Raw genomic sequence first — 18579 nt, 5'->3', positions numbered from 1 at the left:
TCCGATTGTGAGGATTAAAAAATAAGCGGTATATTCTAGCACCGGCGGTGGGGCCGGGGACAATCTGAGGGTATGTAGGTTTGCAATTCCTAATTGCAAGATGTTGATGGAAAAATAAGTGCAGGGCCTGCTGGCCGAACAAAAAAGGGCTCTACCGTACAGGAGAGCCCTTCTTCTTGCAAACTCAGCAGTAAGCGCCCGCTTACACCCCGCGCGAGCGGTCAGCCCGGAACTGGATCCGGAACTCGTTGAACCGGTCCGCATCGATCGCGTCGCGCATCTCCTGCATGATCTTCAGGTAGAAGTGCAGGTTGTGGATCGTGTTCAGGCGCGCGCCCAAGATCTCGTTCGAGCGGTGCAGGTGGTGCAGGTAGGCGCGCGAGAAGTTCTTGCAGCAATAGCAGTCGCAGCTCTCGTCCAGCGGCGCCATGTCATCCTTGTAGCGCGCATTCTTGATCTTGACGTCGCCGAAGCGGGTAAACAGCCAGCCGTTGCGGGCATTTCGGGTCGGCATCACGCAGTCGAACATGTCGACGCCGTTGGCCACGCCCTCGACCAGGTCTTCCGGGGTGCCGACGCCCATCAGGTAGTGCGGCTTGTTCTCCGGCAGGCGCGGGCCGACGTGGGCCAGGATGCGCTGCATGTCTTCCTTCGGCTCGCCCACCGACAGGCCGCCGATCGCCAGGCCCGGGAAATTGATATCCTCGAGTCCAGCCAGCGACTCGTCGCGCAGGTGCTCGTACATGCCGCCCTGGACGATGCCGAACAGCGCGTTCGGGTTCTCGCCGCGCTTGAACTCGTTCATCGAGCGCTGGGCCCAGCGCAGCGACATGCGCATCGACTTGGCCGCCTCTTCGGCGGTGGCCGGGCGGCCGTCGATCTCGTAGGGGGTGCATTCGTCGAACTGCATCACGATGTCCGAGTTCAGCGAGCGCTGGATCTGCATCGACACTTCGGGCGACAGGAACTGGCGCGAGCCGTCGATCGGCGAGGCGAACTTGACGCCCTCTTCCGTGATCTTGCGCATCGCGCCCAGCGAGAACACCTGGAAGCCGCCCGAATCGGTCAGGATCGGGCCATCCCAGCCCATGAACTTGTGCAGGCCGCCGAACTTGTCGAGCACCGCCGTGCCCGGGCGCAGCCACAGGTGGAAGGTGTTACCCAGGATGATCTGCGAGCCGACTTCCTTCAGCTCGATCGGATCCATCGCCTTGACCGAGCCGTAGGTCCCGACCGGCATGAAGATCGGGGTTTCGATGGTGCCGTGGTTGAGCTTCAGGCGGCCGCGGCGCGCGTGCGACAGGCCGCTGGTGTCTTTCTTCAGGAGGGTAAATTCGAGCATGGTATCTATTAGCGTGAGGCAGTCGTCAGCAGCATGGCGTCGCCATAGCTGAAGAAGCGGTATTCGTTGGCGATCGCGTGGGCATAGGCCTTGCGGATCTCGTGGTAGCCGGCAAAGGCCGAGACCAGCATCATCAGGGTCGACTTGGGCAGGTGGAAATTGGTGATCAGGCGGGTCACCGTCTTGAAGGCGTAGCCCGGCGTGATGAACAGCGCCGTGTCGTCGCTGCCCACCTTCAGTTCGCCCGATTGCGAGGCCGATTCCAGCGCCCGCAGACTGGTGGTGCCGACCGCCACCACGTCGCGCCCAAGCGCTTTGGCCGCGCGCACCGCATCCACCGTCTCTTGCGGGATCGTGTACCACTCGGAGTGCATCTGGTGCGCCGACAGGTCTTCGACCCGCACCGGCTGGAAGGTGCCGGCGCCCACGTGCAGGGTCACGTAGGCCAGCTTGACGCCTTTCGCGGCCAGGCGGTCCAGCAGCGGCTGGTCGAAGTGCAGGCCGGCGGTCGGCGCGGCCACCGCCCCGGGCTCCTTCGAATACACGGTCTGGTAGCGCTGCTCGTCGAATTCGTCGGCATTGTGCTCGATGTAGGGCGGCAGCGGCAGGCGGCCGTGGGCCTCGATCAGCTCGAACACGTCGCCTTCGAAGTGCAGCGTGAAGAACTCGCCGGCGCGCTCGCCGACCGTGACGTCGAAGGCGTCGGCCAGGCGGATGCGGTTGCCCGGCTTGGGCGACTTCGATGCGCGCACCTGCGCCAGCACCGTGCGGTTGTCGAGCACCCGCTCGACCAGCACTTCCACCTGGCCGCCGGTCTCCTTGACGCCGAAGAAGCGCGCTTTCAATACGCGCGTATTGTTCATCACCAGGAGGTCGCCCGGCTGGAGCTGGTCGACGATGTCCGCGAAATGGCGGTCGGTGATCTGGTCGCCATCGAGCTGCAGCAGGCGCGAGGCGCTCCGGTCCGGCAGCGGATGCTGCGCGATCCGCTCTGGCGGCAAGTCGAAATCGAAATCGGAAAGCGAGTACATTGTTGTCAATTCTGGGAAAATGGATGCTGACAGCCTTACAATAGAGGCTGCAATGCGTGCGGCGAACCCTCTATTTTACGCCAGCATCTGCCTGAATGCCGCAATATGCCCGCCCCAAAGACCACATCCGCCCCCAAAACTGTTGAATCCAGGCTCGCCAAGCTAGGGCTGCGCACCGACATGGACCTGGTGCTGCACCTGCCGATGCGCTACGAGGACGAGACCCGCGTCGTCTCCATTCGTGACGCCAGCATGCGCGGCCTGCAGACCTGGCAGGTCGAAGGGGTCGTGGTCAGGAATGAAATCAGCTACAAGCCGCGGCGCCAGCTGCTGGTACAGATCTCGGACGACACGGGCGAGCTGCAGCTGCGCTTCATGAATTTCTACGGCAGCCAGGTCAAGCAATTGTCCGAAGGCGTGAGGGTACGCGCCCGGGGCGAACTGAAGCACGGCTTCTTCGGGGCCGAGATGGTCCACCCCACCTACAAGGTGATCAACGAGGGCGCGCCGCTGCCTACCTCGCTCACGCCGGTCTACCCGGCCGGCGAAGGCCTGTCGCAGACGGTGTTGCGGCGCGCGATCAACGACGCCATGAAACGGGTGGACTGGCGCGACACCCTGCCCAACGCCTTCCTCTCCCGCCTGCAGCTGTGGGACTTCGAGCCTTCGGTGCGCCTGCTGCACTACCCGCCCGCGGACGTGGACGAATACGCGCTGACCGAGCGCAGCCACCCGGCCTGGACCCGCATGAAGTTCGACGAGCTGCTGGCGCAGCAGCTGTCCCTGAAGCGGGCCCAGCGCGCCCGGCGCGAGAAAGGCGCGCCGCAGCTGCGCGCGGTCGGCGAACTGTCCAAGTCCTTCCTGGCCGCCCTGCCCTTCCAGCTCACCGGCGCGCAGCAGCGCGTCGTCAAGGAGATCGGCGCCGACCTGCACGAGGGCTATCCGATGCAGCGCCTGCTGCAGGGCGACGTCGGCAGCGGCAAGACCGTGGTGTCGGCGCTCGCCGCCGCCCAGGCGATCGACAGCGGCTACCAGGCGGCGCTGATGGCGCCCACCGAGATCCTGGCCGAGCAGCATTTCCGCAAGATCGCGGCCTGGATGGAGCCGCTCGGCGTGAAAGTGGCCTGGCTGACCGGCAGCCTGAAAAAAAAGGAAAAGGATGCGGCCAAGGAGCTGATCGAATCCGGCGAAGCCAAGCTGGTGATCGGCACCCACGCCCTGATCCAGGACACGGTGCAGTTCGCGCGGCTGGGCCTCGTCATCGTCGACGAGCAGCACCGCTTCGGCGTCGGCCAGCGTCTCACCCTGCGCAACAAGGGCAGCGACGGCCTGGTGCCGCACCAGCTCATGATGTCGGCCACACCGATCCCGCGCACCCTGGCCATGACCTACTACGCCGACCTCGAAGTGTCGGTGATCGACGAGCTGCCGCCGGGCCGCAGCCCGATCGTCACCCGCGCCATCGACCAGAACCGGCGCGACGAGGTGATCGAGCGCGTGCACGCCGCGGCCCAGGAAGGCCGCCAGGTGTACTGGGTCTGCCCGCTGATCGAGGAATCCGAGGTGCTGCAGCTGCAGACCGCCACCGAGACCTACGAGACCCTGGCCGAAGCCCTGCCCGACTTGCAGGTGGGACTGGTGCACGGGCGCCTCAAGCCGGCCGAGAAACAGGTGATCATGGACGCCTTCATCGCCGGGGACATCCACGTGCTGGTGGCGACCACCGTGATCGAGGTCGGGGTCGACGTGCCGAACGCCTCGCTGATGGTGATCGAGCACGCCGAGCGCTTCGGCCTGTCGCAGCTGCACCAGCTGCGCGGCCGCGTGGGCCGCGGTTCCGCCGCGAGCGTGTGCCTGCTTCTCTACCAGAGCCCGCTGGGCCAGGTGGCCAAGCAGCGCCTGCTGACGATGCGCGAGACCACCGACGGCTTCGAGATCGCGCGGCGCGACCTGGAGATCCGCGGTCCCGGCGAATTCCTGGGCGCGCGCCAGTCGGGCGAGGCGATGCTGCGCTTCGCCGACCTGGAGACCGACCAGTGGATCGTGGAAAAGGCGCGCGACGTGGCGCAGTACCTGCTGGACAACGGCGACCGGCCCGAATACATGGCGGTCATCGATGCCCACCTGACGCGCTGGCTGGGCGGGCGCGAGGAATTCCTGAGGGTGTAGGGAAGCAAACGGTGACAATCCGATAGACATCGGACCATCGAACCGGGCTATCGTGAGGGCTTGCCCATCATCCACATACGGCCATGCCCATCCTCGGACTCGGACTTCACCTGATCGTCGCCATCTTCTTTGCCGTCCACGCCGTGCGCACCGGGCGACAGTTGTACTGGCTGCTGATCCTGTTCGCCTTCCCCCTGCTCGGCAGCGTCGTCTATTTCGCGGCGGTGTTCCTGCCGCATTCGCGCCTGGAGCGCCAGGCCAGGATGGCCGGGCATGCGCTGCAGAAGAAGCTCGACCCGGGGCGCGAGGTGCGCGAGGCGCGGCAGGCCTTCGACCTGACGCCAACCGCGCACAACCAGATGCGCCTGGCCAGCGCGCTGCTCGAAGCGGGACAGAGCGCGGAAGCGGTGGCGCAATTCGACGCCTGCCTGCAGGGGCCATTCGCCCATGACGCCGAGGTGATCCTGGGAGCGGCGCGTGCAAAAGCGGCGCATGGCCAGCCGGATGCGGCGATCGGGCTCCTGGCATCGCTGCAGGCGAAGCAGCCGGGCTTCCGTCCGGAAGAAACGGGATTGGCGCTGGGCCGGGCCTACGCCGCCAGCAGACGCCAGATGGAGGCCGGCGCCCAGTTCTCGGCGCTGGCGGAGCGCTTCGGCAGCATCGAGGCGCGGGTGGAACTGGCGCTGTGGGCGCTCGCCAATCATGATGAGGCGGTGGCGCAGCGCGAGTTGAAGGAGATCGAGCATGCGCGCCGGCACATGAACAAGTACACGCTTGACCTGCATCGGGAGCTGTTCAGGCGGCTCGATGCCGCCACCGGAGGCCACTGAGCCCGTCAGTCGAAGCTGCGCTACTGCGCCAGCCTGACCGTATAGTTTCCGCCTTTTTCCTTGAACAGCGCCAGCCGATCGTACGCCTTCAACATGTCGAGCAAGCCGGCATAGCCGAGACCTGCCGGTGAAAATCCCGGATCGGTACGCCGCAGGTACTGGCTAAGAGTCGTCAGGTGAACCTTGCCATCGAGGGCGTCGCTCGTCAACAACGCCACAGCGTCGACTACCGCTTTCGGCCGGCGGTTCACTTTCGTTGGAGATGACTCCACTTTCGGTCGCGGCAGAATGGGGGCAGCTGGTCCCGAAACCGCCTGCGCGACGGCTGGCGGCGTCCACTCGAAAAACTGGTCACTTGCATTGCGCAAGGCATCCGGCGTCTTGGCTTCACCCACAATATAAACGCTGGCGCCGCGCTCATGCAGTTTGCGGCACAAGTACACGAAATCCGAATCGCTGGTGACGACAAAAAAGCAATCGGCGCGCTGGTCAAACAGGATTTCCAGCGCGTCGAGCGCGAGTGCCATGTCTGCGGTGTTCTTCCCTGCGGCATACTGGTACTGCAGGCAGGGCGTGAATGCCAGCGATACCAGCGTCTCTCGCCATTTGTTGGCCAAGGTCGCGTGATTTCCGTAACCCCGTTTCACCACGACGCGGCCAAATTTGGCAACATTGAGCAATGCGAATTCAACCGCAGCCGGGCTGGTATTGTCGCAATCGACCAGGACAGCCACACGGGACTCGTTATTCATCCAGGGTCTCCAGGATCAGGTCAGGTGCTGATCGCGTTGGTAAAGGTCAGCCGGTTCCCGAACGGGTCCTTCACCGACATGTCGCGCGAGCCCCAGGGCGTGTCGGCGATGTCCGGCCGGGCGTAGCCATACTGCCTGGCCGCCAGCTCCGCCTGGTAGGCATCGATGTCGCCGACCTCGATGCGCATCGCCGCGCCAGGGCAGCAATCGCCGTGGTGTTCGCTCAGGTGGAGGACGCAGCCGTCGCGCGAGACCTGCAGGTAGAGCGGCAGTCCGGGTTCGAAGCGGTGCTCCCAGTCGACCTCGAACCCCAAAAAGCCGACGTAGAATTCGCGGGCTTTGGCTTCGTCGAAGATGCGCAGGATGGGCGCAAGGGCGCGCAGCATCTCAATCGGCCCTGGTGAGCTCGACGCCATCCACCGTCATCTTCCACTTGCCGTCCTCGCGATGCGGCGGCTTGCTGACGACAAAAGTGGTGCGCACGAAGGCAACCCCGGCTTCGAAGTTGTTCCCCTTGAAGCCCTTCAGGTCGATGCTGAGGTTGACCTGGTCATTCGGCCTGCCGCGCTTGTATTCGACCTTGCCTTCCTTCGACAGCGACAGCTGCATGTCCTTGCCCTGCCAGTCGCCGACATAGTCCATTTTGTCGGCCGGGACCGGGTCGGCCCAGGCGGCGGCACTGGAAAACAGGCCGGCGGCCAGGACGAGGGATGGAAGGATACGCATGGGGGAACTCCGCTGGAATAGTGGTCAATACCGCTCCAGTATTCGCGCGGCGCTCCCGCTTGTCAATTCAGGCCGCATGCGCAGGCCGCAGGCTCCTGCGGTCGCTTTCGTAGGCCAGGCCGACCTGGCGCCGGATCTCGTCCATTACGCCCATCAGCGCCAGCGTTTCTTCCAGCTTCATGCCAGGGCTCTCCAGCAAGCCTGCGTTGAAGCAGCGCTGCGCCTCGATCACTTCGTGCACGTAGCCGTTGCCGAGGTAAGGCGTGTCCACCGTGCGCGTGCCGCCGTCCGCGAGGCTGACGGTGACGCTCGTCGCGCGGTGGAACATGGTGTTCATGCGCACGTGGCCGCGCGAACCCGACACCGTCAGCTCGCAGGGCGTGCGCGCCTGGAAGGAACAGCTGCATACCGACAGTCCGCCGCCTTCGTGCCGGAGCGTGAAGCCGGTCTGCACGTCGACGCCGGTTTCCCCGAGCGCGGCCTGGGCCTTGATCTCGGCGACGGGGCCGAGCAACGCGGTGGCGATCGACAGCGGATAGATGCCCAGGTCGAGCAGCGCGCCGCCGCCGAGCTCCGGATTATAGAGTCGATGTTCGGGACCGGCATTCGGCGTGATGCCGAAGTCCGCCACCACCTGGCGCACGGTGCCGATCTCGCCGGAGGCGATGATGCGCCGCACCTCGTCGAAGGCCGGCAGGTAGCGCGTCCACATGGCTTCCATCAGGAACAGGCGGCGCGAGCGCGCCAGCGTGACCACCTGCTCGGCTTCGCGCAGGTTCATGGTGAACGGTTTTTCGACCAGCACGCCCTTGCCGGCGCGCAGCGCCATCAGGGCGTTGTCGGCGTGCTGGGGATGCGGGGTGGCGACATAGACCAGGTCGATGCCGGCGGCGTCAAGCAGCTCCTGGTAGCTGCCATGGGCCGCGGCGCTGCCGCCGAATTCCTGCGCGAAGGCCTGGGCCTTGTCGAGGCTGCGCGACGCGACCGCCGCCAGCACGGCGTCCGGCACATCCTTCAGCGCACTGGCGAAGGCGCGCGCGATCTTGCCTGTGCCGAGGATGCCCCAGCGTACTGCGTTTGCCATCGTATTCCTTTCAGGTGGTCTGCCGTTTTGGACGGAAGACCGTGGTATCGAGATAAAAGTCGCGGTCCTGCCCGGGCCACCAGCCCGGCACGCCGAGCACCGGCAGCGGCGTGAAGCCGGCCGTCGTCAAGCCTTCGCGCGCCAGCTCGTCCGCCACATGGGCGTCGAGCCAGGCACGCTGCTCGCCAGGGGCCAGCGCCAGCACATCGTCGCCGGCGAAGATGACACGCGTGTGGGCGGTGATCGCCTTGCGTGGCGCCACCAGCTTTTCCATCAGCGCGTGGCCAAACAGCCAGATTCGCACATCGCTTTCGAAGACGGCGCGCTTGTCGTGGAGGGCGGACAGCCAGCCGTGGGCCCGCAGTTCGTCCACCAGCGCGCGTCCGCAGCTGCCCTCGCGCACCACCAGCAGCGCGGCGTTCTCGTCGAAAATGGTGGCGGCATCGCGCGCCGGACCGCGCGACTTGCCGATGCCGGCCTGGGCGATCTGGGCGGCCTGCAGGGCATTGAGCTGGCGTTTGATAAGCGGGAAGGTCTGCCACACCAGGCCGTTGAAGAAGTCGTGCAGGTTGTCGCGGGTCGGGACCTGGCCGGTGGCGCCGATGAATTCCTCGTAGGCCGTCCCCTCCGGCAGCGCGCTTTGCGGCACGAAGCGCAGCGGCAGGCCCGCCCCGTTGCGCAGACCGAGCGCGGTGGCGTTGCGGTTGAAGGCATCGATGAAGTCATCGCCGTCCAGGCCCAGCCGCGCAACTTCCAGCCAGGCCGGCCGCACCGCGTCATACCACGGGCACGACCAGTCGATCTGCGACAGCATGCAGGCTTACACCATCTTCCAGGAGATGGTCTCGCCGGCATTGAGCGGCACCAGCGAGTGCTCGCCGAAGGGAACGGTTTCCGGCAGGATCCAGGATTCGCGCTTGAGCGTGATCGTCCCTTCGTTGACCGGCAGGCCGTAGAAGGCCGGGCCGTTCAGGCTGGCGAAGCCTTCCAGCTTGTCGAGTGCACCGGCCTGGGCGAAGGCTTCGGTATACATCTCCATCGCGTGCAGCGCGGTGTAGCAGCCGGCGCAGCCGCAGGCGGCGTACTTGGTGTGCACCGCGTGCGGCGCCGAGTCGGTGCCGAGGAAGAAGCGCTCGTCGCCGCTGGTGGCGGCCGTGACCAGCGCCAGGCGGTGTTCCTCGCGCTTGAGCACCGGCAGGCAGTAGTAGTGCGGGCGGATGCCGCCGCGGAAGATCTCGTTGCGGTTGTACAGCAGGTGGTGGGCGGTGATGGTCGCCGCGATCGGGCCTTCCGCCTCGGCCACGTACTGGGCTGCTTCCTTGGTGGTGATGTGCTCGAACACCACCTTCAGGACCGGCATGGCGCTGCGCAGCGGGCGCATGACGCGCTCGATGAACACGGCTTCGCGGTCGAACAGGTCGATCTCGTTGTCGGTCACTTCGCCGTGCACCAGCAGCGGCATGCCGACTTCCTGCATCACTTCCAGGGTTTTGTAGCACTTCTTCAGGTCGGTCACGCCGGCGTCGGAATTGGTGGTGGCGCCGGCCGGGTACAGCTTGACCGCGTGGACGAAGCCGGAATCCTGGGCGCGGCGGATCTCGTCCGGATCGGTGTTGTCGGTCAGGTACAGCGTCATCAGCGGCTCGAAGGCCATGCCCTCGGGCAGGGCCGCCAGGATGCGCTCGCGGTAGGCGGCAGCCATGGCGGTGGTGGTGACCGGCGGCTTCAGGTTCGGCATCACGATCGCGCGCGCGAACTGGCGCGCGCTGTGCGGCAGGACGCTGGACAGCGCTGCGCCGTCGCGCAGGTGCAGGTGCCAGTCGTCGGGGCGGGTGATGGTGATGGTGTCAGGGGTATCGATCGGGGACATGGCGGCTCTCGGATTGCGGATGCCGACATTTTACCCGCAGCGCGCCCTCGCAGCGCGCAGTGTGCGACCTTGACTAATGAATAATACGGGCCAAGAACTCGCGCGCCCGCTCGGACTTCGGCGCGCCGAAGAAGTCTTCGGCCGGGCTGTCCTCGACGATGCTGCCGTGGTCCATGAAGACGATCCGGTCCGCCACCTTGCGCGCGAAGCCCATCTCGTGGGTGACCACCATCATGGTCATGCCTTCATGGGCCAGCCCCACCATCACGTCGAGCACTTCGCCGATCATCTCCGGGTCGAGGGCGGAGGTCGGCTCGTCGAAGAGCATCGCCACCGGGTCCATCGCCAGCGCGCGCGCGATCGCTACGCGCTGCTGCTGCCCGCCCGAGAGCTGGCTCGGGTACTTGTCCTTGTGGGCCAGCAGGCCGACCCGGTCGAGGTATTTCAGACCGCGCATCAAGGCTTCATCCTTGCTGCGGCCCAGCACCTTGACCTGGGCCAGTGTCAGATTTTCGCGTACCGACAGGTGCGGGAACAGCTCGAAGTTCTGGAACACCATGCCGATGCGGGCGCGCAGCTGGGACAGCCTGGTTGTCGGATCGCCCACCGAGATGCCGTCGACCCGGACCACGCCCTCCTGGAAGGGTTCCAGCCCGTTGACGGTCTTGATGAGGGTGGATTTGCCGGAGCCGGAGGGCCCGCACACCACCACCACGTCGCCGCGCTCCACCCGGGTGCTGCAATCGCGCAGCACCTGGAAGCTGCCGTACCACTTGCTGACATTCTCGATTTCGATCATCTGCGCCTGTTCTGTTGTACTCGTGTAAGCGTGCTTGACAGCATTTCTAGCGACAAGGATACTTCGGAACTTGCCTTACCTACCAGAACGGCTCACCGTTCTCCCTTATACAAATACCCAATAATTCGCCTTGCGACAGTGCCATCCCCTGCCGCGGGTTATGCACAGGTCCACGAGACAGGAAGCATTATGGATAAAAAGAACCGCCTGACAACCTACATCCTGGTCGGCCTCGCGCTCGGGATCGTCGTCGGCTACGTGGCCAACACCAGCTTCGAGAACCCGGCCGGCTTTGCCGAGACAATGTCGCTGATCACGACCATGTTCCTCCGCCTGATCAAGATGATCATCGCGCCGCTGGTGTTTTCGACCCTGGTGGTCGGCATCGCCAAGATGGGCGACGCCAAGGAAGTGGGCCGCATCGGCGTCAAGGCGCTGGGCTGGTTCTTCATCGCCTCGGTCATCTCGCTGTCGCTGGGCCTGATCCTGGTGAACCTGTTCCGTCCGGGTGACGCGATGGCCCTGTCAGGCGCCGTGCCGCCGGTAGGCGCCTCGTCGGGCATCACCACCTCGGGCCTGACCATGAAGGACTTCATCACCCACCTGATCCCGACCTCGATCTTCGACGGCATGGCCAGGAACGAAATCCTGCAGATCGTCGTGTTCTCGGTCTTCTTCGGCACCGCGGCCGCCGCCGTCGGCGCCCGCGCCACCCCGCTGATCGACGCGGTGGACGGCATCGCCCACATCATGCTGAAGCTCACCGGCTATGTCATGAACTTCGCGCCAATCGCCGTGTTCGCGGCGGTGGCCGGCGTCATCGCCAAGAGCGGCCTGGGCGTGCTGTCGACCTACGGCATCTTCATGGCCGAGTTCTACCTCGGCATCATCCTGCTGTGGGTGGTCCTGATCGCGATCGGCGGCATCTTCCTGGGCCGCCGCGTGCTGCGCCTGATCTCCGAACTGAAGGAACCGACCATCCTGGCCTACACCTGCGCCTCGTCGGAAGCGGCGTTCCCGAAGACCCTGGAAGGGCTGGAGCGCTTCGGCGTCAAGAACCGCCTGGCCGCCTTCGTGCTGCCGATCGGCTACTCGTTCAACCTCGACGGCTCGATGATGTACTGCACCTTCGCGGCCGTGTTCATCGCCCAGGCCTACGGCATCGAGCTGGACCTGGCGACCCAGATGACCATGATGCTGGTGCTGATGCTGACCTCGAAGGGCATGGCCGGCGTGCCGCGCGCCTCGCTGGTCGTCATCGCCGCCACCCTGGCCCAGTTCAACATCCCGGAAGCCGGCCTGCTGCTCCTGCTGGGCATCGACCACTTCCTGGACATGGCCCGTTCGGCCACCAACGTGATCGGCAACGGCATCGCCACCGCCGTGGTCGCGAAGTGGGAAGGCGACCTGGCCGAGCCGAACAAGGATCCGGCCGTCGCGCCGCTGCGCTGATTACTAAATCAGGTTTCACCATGAAAGGCCTTCCAGCGATGGAGGGCCTTTTTCACATAACGACAATGAGGAGCGAGACATGAAACAGCTGTACATGGCAGGCCTGCTGCTGGGCGCGTTCGGCAGTGCACACGCCGCCACCCAGACCATCGACTGCGGCCGCCTGCTGGACGTCAAGAGCGGCACCTGGCGCGAGCGCGTCAGCATCGTGGTCGAGAACGGCGTCGTGAAATCGATGGGGCCGATGACGCAAGCCGCAGGTAACGTGGACCTGTCGCGCCACGCCTGCCTGCCGGGCCTGATCGACATGCACGTGCACCTGACCAGCGAGACCGCGCCGGTGGCCGACGCCTACCGCGACCGCCTGACCGCCGACCCGCAGGACATGGCTTTCCGTTCGGTCAAGTATGCCCAGCGTACCCTGATGGCGGGCTTCACCACGGTGCGCGACCTCGGCGCCGCCGACGGCCTGAACGTCTCGCTCAAGCGCGCCATCGCCGCCGGCGAGATCCCGGGCCCGCGCATGTTCACCGCCGGGAAGTCGATCGCCACCACCGGCGGCCACGCCGACCCGACCAACAACCTGTCCCACTTCCTGAGCGAGAAGATCGGCGCCCCCGGGCCCGAGAAGGGCGTGATCGACAGCCCGGAAGAAGGCCGCCAGGCCGTGCGCCAGCGCTACAAGGAAGGCGCGGACCTGATCAAGATCACCGCCACCGGCGGCGTGCTGAGCCAGGCCGCCAACGGCCAGAACTCGCAGTACACCGAGGACGAGCTGAAGGCCATCGTCAGCACCGCCAAGGACTACGGCTTCCGCGTCGCGGCCCATGCGCACGGCGCCGAGGGCATGAAGCGCGCGCTGCGCGCCGGCGTCGACTCGATCGAGCACGGCACCCTGATGGACGACGAGACCGTCGCCCTGTTCAAGAAGACCGGCCACTGGTACGTGCCGACCATCTCGGCCGGCCGCTACGTGGCGGACAAGGCCAAGGATCCGAACTATTATTCGGCCCTGGTGCGCCCGAAGGCCGCCGCGATCGGCCCGCAGCTGCAGGCCACCTTCGCACGCGCCCACAAGGCCGGCGTGAAGATCGCCTTCGGCACCGATGCCGGCGTGTTCCCGCATGGCGAGAACGCCAAGGAGTTCGGCTACATGGTCGAGGCGGGCATGTCGCCGGCTGAAGCCATCCGTGCCGCGACCCTGCATGCTGCCGCCCTGCTCGACCAGGGCAATCGCCTGGGTTCGGTCGAACCGGGCTTTGCCGCGGACATCATCGCGGTCGAGGGCGATCCGCTGCGCGACGTGAAGGTGCTCGAGCAGGTCAAGTTCGTGATGAAAGACGGCGTCGTCTACAAGAAGCCGTAAGCAGTTTTATTGAAGGAGAAGTCCATGCTGTTCCAGAAGTCCAGCCGCGCATGCGCGGCGCTGTTCGCCTTCCTGTTCCTGCTCGCCCCGGCGGCGCAGGCGCAGGCAAGCAAGCTGCCCAACGTGACCATTCTCGCCACCGGCGGCACCATCGCCGGCACCGGCGCCAGCAGCACGACCACGGTCGGCTATACCGCCGCCACCGTGGGTGTGCAGTCGCTGATCGGGGCGGTCCCGGAAATCACCAAAGTGGCGAACGTCACCGGCGAGCAGGTGTTCCAGATCGCCAGCGAAAACATGGGCAACGAGCACTGGCTGATCCTGGCCAAGCGCGTCAACACCCTGCTGGCGCAACCGAACGTGGACGGCATCGTCATCACGCACGGCACCGACACGCTGGAAGAGACGGCCTACTTCCTGAACCTGGTCGTCAAAAGCAAAAAGCCGGTGGTGGTGGTCGGGTCGATGCGCCCGTCCACCGCCCTGTCGGCGGACGGCCCGATCAACCTCTATAACGCGGTCAACCTGGCCGGCTCGCCCAGTGCGGTCGGCAAGGGCGTGCTGGTGGCGATGAACGACCAGATCCACGCGGCGCGCGACGTCACCAAGGCCAACACCACCACTGCCGACACCTTCCGTGCGGCCGAGCTGGGCATGATCGGCTACCTCCAGGGCGGCAAGCCTTTCTTCTACCGTGAGGTCACGCGCAAGCACACGGTGGAGTCCGAATTCGATGTGTCGAAGCTGGATGCGCTGCCGCAGGTGGACGTGGCCTACGCGTATGCCAACGTGGGCGACGTGGCGGTGAAGGCGCTGGTGGCCGCTGGCGCCAAGGGCCTGGTGCACGCGGGCGTGGGCAATGGGAGCCTGCCGGCCAAGACCAGGCCAGCCCTGGTCGCTGCGCGCGAAAAAGGTGTGGTGATCGTGCGTTCGTCGCGTGTGGGCCAGGGCATCGTGGCGCGCAATGGCGAGGCGAACGACGACCAGCTGGACTTCGTGGTGGCGGATACGCTGAGCCCGCAGAAGGCGCGCATCCTGCTGATGCTGGCGCTGACCAGGACCAGCAATACCAAGGACATCCAGCGGATGTTCTATACCTACTGATTCGCTGTTGCTTGACCGCGTGGGCAGGAAACCTGCCCACCCTACAACGGCCTTTCGTAGGGTGGGCGGGTCTCCCGCCCACGCGGTCAGGCTGCGTGCGCATTTCCCCTACTTCGCAATCTCCAAGGGCGGCGACGCCAGCTCCTCATCCGGCCGCGCCAGCTGCCTTTCCCACATCTGCGCATACAGCCCGCGCGCCGCGAGCAAGGACCCGTGCGTGCCGCGCTCCACGATGCGCCCGTGGTCCAGCACGATGATCTGCTGCGCATCCGCGATGGTCGACAGCCGGTGCGCGATCACCAGGGTGGTGCGGTCCTTCGCGATGTCCTTCAGCTGGGCCTGGATCGCCTGCTCCGACTTCGAATCCAGCGCCGACGTCGCCTCGTCGAAAATCAGAATCGCCGGGTTCTTCAGCAGGGTGCGCGCGATCGCCACGCGCTGCTTCTCGCCGCCCGACAATTTCAGGCCGCGCTCGCCCACCATGGTCTGGTAGCCGTCCGGCAGGCTCTCGATGAAGTCGTGGATCGAGGCGGCGCGCGCCGCCGCCACGATGTCCTCGTGCGAGGCGCCCGGCCGGCCGTAGGCGATGTTGTATTCGATGCTGTCGTTGAACAGCACCGTGTCCTGCGGCACGATGCCGATCGAGGCGCGCAGCGATTGCTGGGTAATGTTGCGCAGGTCCTGGCCGTCGATGCGGATCGCCCCGCCATTCACGTCGTAGAAACGGAACAGCAGGCGTGACAGGGTCGACTTGCCCGATCCGCTGTGGCCCACCACTGCGGTGGTGGTCCCGGCCGGAATCGTGAAGTCGACGTCGAACAGGATCTGGCGCTTGGCTTCGTAGCTGAACTCGACGTGCGAGAACTCGACCCGCGCGCCCTGCGTCACCAGCGGCTGGGCGCCGGGGCTGTCGGCCACTTCGCGGTTCTGGTCGAGCAGCGAGAACAGGCGCTCCATGTCGGCCAGGCTCTGCTTGATCTCGCGGTAGATCACGCCCAGGAAGTTCAGCGGGATGTACAGCTGGATCATGAACGAGTTCACCAGCACCAGGTCGCCCAGCGTCATGGTTCCGGCGATCACGCCTTCGGTGGCGCGCCACAGGATCAGCGTGACGGCGGTGGCGATGATCAAGGACTGGCCCGTGTTCAGGAAAGAGAGCGAGGTCTGCGAGCGCACTGCGGCGTTCTCGAAGCTCTGCAGGCCCTGGTCGTAGCGCTTCGCTTCGTATTCCTCGTTGCCGAAGTACTTCACCGTTTCGTAGTTGAGCAGCGAATCGATGGCCTTGGTATTCGCCTTCGAGTCGAGCTCGTTCATGGTGCGGCGAAAGTGCGTGCGCCACTCGGTCACGATCACGGTGAAGGCGATGTAGCTCACCAGGGCCACGCCGGTAATGACGGTGAACCAGATGTCGTAGTTCAGCACCAGGTAGCCGAGCACCAGGGTGATCTCCACCAGCGTCGGCAGCACGTTGAACAGCGAATAGGAGATGAGCGAATTCACGCCGCGCGTGCCGCGCTCGATGTCGCGTGTCATGCCGCCGGTCTGGCGGTTCAGGTGGAAGCGCAGCGACAGCGCGTGCAGGTGGCGGAACACCTTCAGCGCGATGGTCCGCACCGCGCGCTGCGTCACCCGTGCGAACAGGAATTCGCGCAGCTCGGTGAACAGCGTGGTGGACAGGCGCAGCAGGCCATAGGCGACCAGCGCCCCGAGCGGCAGCACCAGCAGCGCATGCGGGTCTTTCGGGTCGATGGCGAGCTGGTCGATCAGTTGCTTGAGCACCAGCGGCACGCCGACGTTGGCTAATTTTGCGCCCACCAGCGCGGCGAGCGCCGCCAGCACGCGCCATTTGTAGACCCACAAATACGGGAACAGGGTACGCAGGGTGGCCCAGTCGTTGCGGGGCACGCCCTTCGAATCGGGCGGCAGGGGTACGGATGAGGCCGAATTTGACGATGAGTTGCGGCGCATGGCAGGGCAAAGGGATTTATGGTTCAATTCGGGACGATTGTAGCTTTTACCGAGAATTCAAGATGACCACGCCACAAAATGCCGCCGCCCCACGAACCCGCCTGCCCGAAGGCAAGATGCCCGAACTGCGCGTGATGCCCGCGCCGTCCGACGCCAACGTGTACGGGGACGTGTTCGGCGGCTGGATCATGGCCCAGGTCGATGTCGCCGGCTCGCTGCCGGCCACCCGCCGCGCGAACGGACGCGTGGCCACCATCGCCGTGAACTCCTTCCTGTTCAAGCAGCCGGTGTTCGTGGGCGACCTGCTGTCCTTCTACGCCGAGATCGTCAAGGTCGGCAATACCTCGATCACCGTGTGCGTCGAGGTCTATGCCGAGCGCAACCGCCTGCAGGCGGATGTCGTGAAAGTCACCGAGGCCCAGCTGACCTACGTCGCCACCGGCCCGGACCGCAAGCCGCGCCAACTGCCGCCACTCGACTCGCTGATCTCGCACGACTGACGATGTCTGGGCGCCGGCTGTTCCTGCTCGACGCCGCGCGGCTCTCGGCCGCGCTGTCCGCCGCCAGCCTGGGCGCCTGCGCCTCGTCCGCGAAAGGCCCCTACCCGTTCAGCCTGGGCGTCGCCTCGGGCTCGCCGCTGCCCGATTCCGTCATCCTGTGGACGCGCATCCTGAGCGAGCCGCTCAAGGCGGAATCCACGCCGCCGGTCGCGATGACGGTGCGCTGGGAAGTCGCGCACGACGAGGCCTTCCGCAGCATCGCCGCGAAAGGCACGGCGGTCGCCGGGCCGGAGCTCGCCCACAGCGTGCACGTCGACGTGAAAGGCCTGGCGCCGGGCCGCTGGTACTGGTACCGCTTCATGCTGGGCGACGCCGTCAGCCCGGTCGGCCGCACCCGCACGGCGCCAGGCAGGGACGAGATGCCCGGCCAGCTCAAGCTGGCGGTGGCGTCCTGCCAGCACTGGGAGTTCGGCAGCTATGCCGCGCACCGCCACATCGCGGCGAGCAGTCCCGACCTGGTCGCCTTCCTGGGCGACTACATCTACGAGTGGGGCCCCTACCAGCTGCGCCATCCCACGCGTGCGGTGCGCAGCGACGAGTCGTTCACGCTGTCCGATTATCGCAAGCGCTATGCGCAGTACAAAAGTGACCCGGACCTGCAAGCCGCGCATGCCGCGGCGCCCTGGATCGTGACCTGGGACGACCACGAGGTGGCCAACGACTACGCCGCCCTGCGCGACGAGCGCCTGGCCCAGGACTTCGCGACCCGCCGCGCCGCGGCCTACCAGGCTTTTTATGAACACATGCCATTGCGCCTGCCTTCGCTCAGGCGCGACGGTTTTGCGAAAGTGGAACTGTTCCAGCGCGTCGACTGGGGCCGGCTGGCACGCTTCCACGTGCTCGACGACCGCCAGTACCGTTCGCCGCAGGCCTGCACCAAGTCCGCCACCCAGGGCGGCTCGAACGCCGTGTTCGCGCGCGCCTGCGAGGCCCTGCGCGATCCGCGCCGCACGATGCTGGGCGCGGAACAGGAGGCGTGGCTGGAATCAAGCCTGGCGACCTCGCGCGCAACATGGAACATCCTGGCGCAGCAGACCCTGATGGCGCAGTCGAGCAGCGTGCCGGTCGTGAAGCCGGAGGACGGCCGCTTCTGGACCGATGGCTGGGACGGCTACCCGGCGGCGCGGCGGCGCCTGCTGGACACGATCGTCAGGCAGGGCGCGCACAATCCGCTGGTGCTGGGCGGCGACGTGCACACCTTCTATGCGACCGCGCTGCGGCCGGATTTCTCGAAGCCGGTCTCGAAGCAGAACGCGGTGGTGGCGACGGAGTTCGTGGGCACCTCGGTGACCTCGAGTTCACGCTCGCAGGAGCGCACGCTGGCGCACATGGAGAACAACCCGCACATGCTGTACGGGCGCAGCGACAAGCGCGGCTACATGCTGCTGGAGATCACGCCGAAGCAGACGGTGACGCACTTCATGGGACTGGACGACGTGCGGGATGCAAAATCGGCCATCGCGGAACTGGCTGCGTTCCGCGTGGCCGACGGGGTGGCGGGCGTCGAGCAGACAAGCTAGGACCAG

17 protein-coding genes are annotated in these 18579 nt (G+C 65.9%); 7 read left to right on the top strand and 10 right to left on the bottom strand.

Features of this window, described 5'->3' with window-relative positions:
- Positions 1 to 202 precede the first annotated feature (202 nt).
- The gene (gene tgt, locus B2R83_RS04755; RefSeq protein WP_292038615.1) at positions 203 to 1342 is read right to left on the bottom strand and encodes a tRNA guanosine(34) transglycosylase Tgt; all 1140 of its coding nucleotides are present in this window, start codon (positions 1340 to 1342) and stop codon (positions 203 to 205) included.
- A gap of 8 nt (positions 1343 to 1350) precedes the next feature.
- A complete protein-coding gene (gene queA / locus B2R83_RS04750) occupies positions 1351 to 2373 on the bottom strand; it encodes a tRNA preQ1(34) S-adenosylmethionine ribosyltransferase-isomerase QueA (protein WP_036213737.1) in 1023 nt (340 codons plus the stop codon).
- Between the two features lie 105 nt (positions 2374 to 2478).
- Here queA and recG point away from each other — a divergent pair, with 105 nt between their 5' ends.
- Together recG and B2R83_RS04740 are read left to right on the top strand one after the other, a co-directional pair.
- Positions 2479 to 4542 carry an ATP-dependent DNA helicase RecG gene (gene recG / locus B2R83_RS04745; RefSeq protein WP_292038611.1) on the top strand — a complete coding sequence of 688 codons (2064 nt, stop codon included), beginning with the start codon at positions 2479 to 2481 and terminating at the stop codon, positions 4540 to 4542.
- An 83-nt stretch (positions 4543 to 4625) separates the two neighbouring features.
- Positions 4626 to 5372, top strand: coding sequence for a tetratricopeptide repeat protein (locus B2R83_RS04740; RefSeq protein ID WP_292038609.1), 747 nt, complete (start codon positions 4626 to 4628; stop codon positions 5370 to 5372).
- Positions 5373 to 5392: 20 nt separating this feature from the next.
- Here the strand turns inward: B2R83_RS04740 and B2R83_RS04735 are convergent, their stop codons facing one another.
- The 7 genes from B2R83_RS04735 to B2R83_RS04705 all read right to left on the bottom strand — a co-directional run bounded on the left by B2R83_RS04735 (position 5393) and on the right by B2R83_RS04705 (position 10603).
- Positions 5393 to 6124 (bottom strand): NYN domain-containing protein, encoded by a 732-nt coding sequence (locus B2R83_RS04735; RefSeq protein ID WP_285381403.1) that lies wholly within the window; start codon positions 6122 to 6124, stop codon positions 5393 to 5395.
- A gap of 20 nt (positions 6125 to 6144) precedes the next feature.
- A complete protein-coding gene (locus tag B2R83_RS04730) occupies positions 6145 to 6510 on the bottom strand; it encodes a glyoxalase superfamily protein (RefSeq protein ID WP_292038607.1) in 366 nt (121 codons plus the stop codon).
- Between the two features lies 1 nt (position 6511).
- Positions 6512 to 6850 (bottom strand): hypothetical protein, encoded by a 339-nt coding sequence (locus B2R83_RS04725; protein ID WP_292038604.1) that lies wholly within the window; start codon positions 6848 to 6850, stop codon positions 6512 to 6514.
- 67 nt (positions 6851 to 6917) lie between these two features.
- The gene (locus B2R83_RS04720; RefSeq protein WP_292038602.1) at positions 6918 to 7934 is read right to left on the bottom strand and encodes a Gfo/Idh/MocA family protein; all 1017 of its coding nucleotides are present in this window, start codon (positions 7932 to 7934) and stop codon (positions 6918 to 6920) included.
- A 10-nt stretch (positions 7935 to 7944) separates the two neighbouring features.
- Positions 7945 to 8748, bottom strand: coding sequence for a DUF3025 domain-containing protein (locus B2R83_RS04715; RefSeq protein ID WP_292038599.1), 804 nt, complete (start codon positions 8746 to 8748; stop codon positions 7945 to 7947).
- A 6-nt stretch (positions 8749 to 8754) separates the two neighbouring features.
- A complete protein-coding gene (pyrC, locus tag B2R83_RS04710) occupies positions 8755 to 9804 on the bottom strand; it encodes a dihydroorotase (protein WP_292038596.1) in 1050 nt (349 codons plus the stop codon).
- Between the two features lie 73 nt (positions 9805 to 9877).
- A complete protein-coding gene (locus B2R83_RS04705; RefSeq protein ID WP_292038593.1) occupies positions 9878 to 10603 on the bottom strand; it encodes an amino acid ABC transporter ATP-binding protein in 726 nt (241 codons plus the stop codon).
- 189 nt (positions 10604 to 10792) lie between these two features.
- On the opposite strand from B2R83_RS04705, the gene B2R83_RS04700 reads away from it, so the two are divergent.
- The 3 genes from B2R83_RS04700 (at position 10793) to B2R83_RS04690 (ending at position 14525) form a co-directional block, all read left to right on the top strand.
- Positions 10793 to 12055: a dicarboxylate/amino acid:cation symporter gene (locus B2R83_RS04700; protein ID WP_285381413.1), complete on the top strand. Its 1263-nt coding sequence runs from the start codon at positions 10793 to 10795 to the stop codon at positions 12053 to 12055.
- Between the two features lie 79 nt (positions 12056 to 12134).
- Positions 12135 to 13421 carry a metal-dependent hydrolase family protein gene (locus tag B2R83_RS04695; protein ID WP_292038581.1) on the top strand — a complete coding sequence of 429 codons (1287 nt, stop codon included), beginning with the start codon at positions 12135 to 12137 and terminating at the stop codon, positions 13419 to 13421.
- Between the two features lie 24 nt (positions 13422 to 13445).
- On the top strand, positions 13446 to 14525 hold the full coding sequence (locus B2R83_RS04690) for a type II asparaginase (protein ID WP_292038578.1): 1080 nt from the start codon (positions 13446 to 13448) through the stop codon (positions 14523 to 14525).
- Between the two features lie 108 nt (positions 14526 to 14633).
- On the opposite strand, the gene B2R83_RS04685 is transcribed toward B2R83_RS04690, so the two are convergent.
- The gene (locus B2R83_RS04685) at positions 14634 to 16493 is read right to left on the bottom strand and encodes an ABCB family ABC transporter ATP-binding protein/permease (protein ID WP_292038576.1); all 1860 of its coding nucleotides are present in this window, start codon (positions 16491 to 16493) and stop codon (positions 14634 to 14636) included.
- Between the two features lie 62 nt (positions 16494 to 16555).
- Between B2R83_RS04685 and B2R83_RS04680 the strand changes: the two genes are divergently transcribed.
- Together B2R83_RS04680 and B2R83_RS04675 are read left to right on the top strand one after the other, a co-directional pair.
- Positions 16556 to 16993, top strand: a complete 438-nt coding sequence (locus tag B2R83_RS04680) for an acyl-CoA thioesterase (RefSeq protein ID WP_209587055.1) — start codon at positions 16556 to 16558, stop codon at positions 16991 to 16993.
- Positions 16994 to 16995: 2 nt separating this feature from the next.
- Positions 16996 to 18573 carry an alkaline phosphatase D family protein gene (locus B2R83_RS04675; RefSeq protein WP_292038572.1) on the top strand — a complete coding sequence of 526 codons (1578 nt, stop codon included), beginning with the start codon at positions 16996 to 16998 and terminating at the stop codon, positions 18571 to 18573.
- Positions 18574 to 18579: the final 6 nt, after the last annotated feature.

The sequence above is a fragment of the Massilia sp. UBA6681 genome, from assembly GCF_002454935.1.
GTDB classification, from domain to species: Bacteria; Pseudomonadota; Gammaproteobacteria; order Burkholderiales; family Burkholderiaceae_D; genus Telluria; species Telluria varians.
The sequence above is the reverse complement of the archived record's forward strand: the minus strand, read 5'-3'. Positions and strand labels throughout refer to the sequence as shown.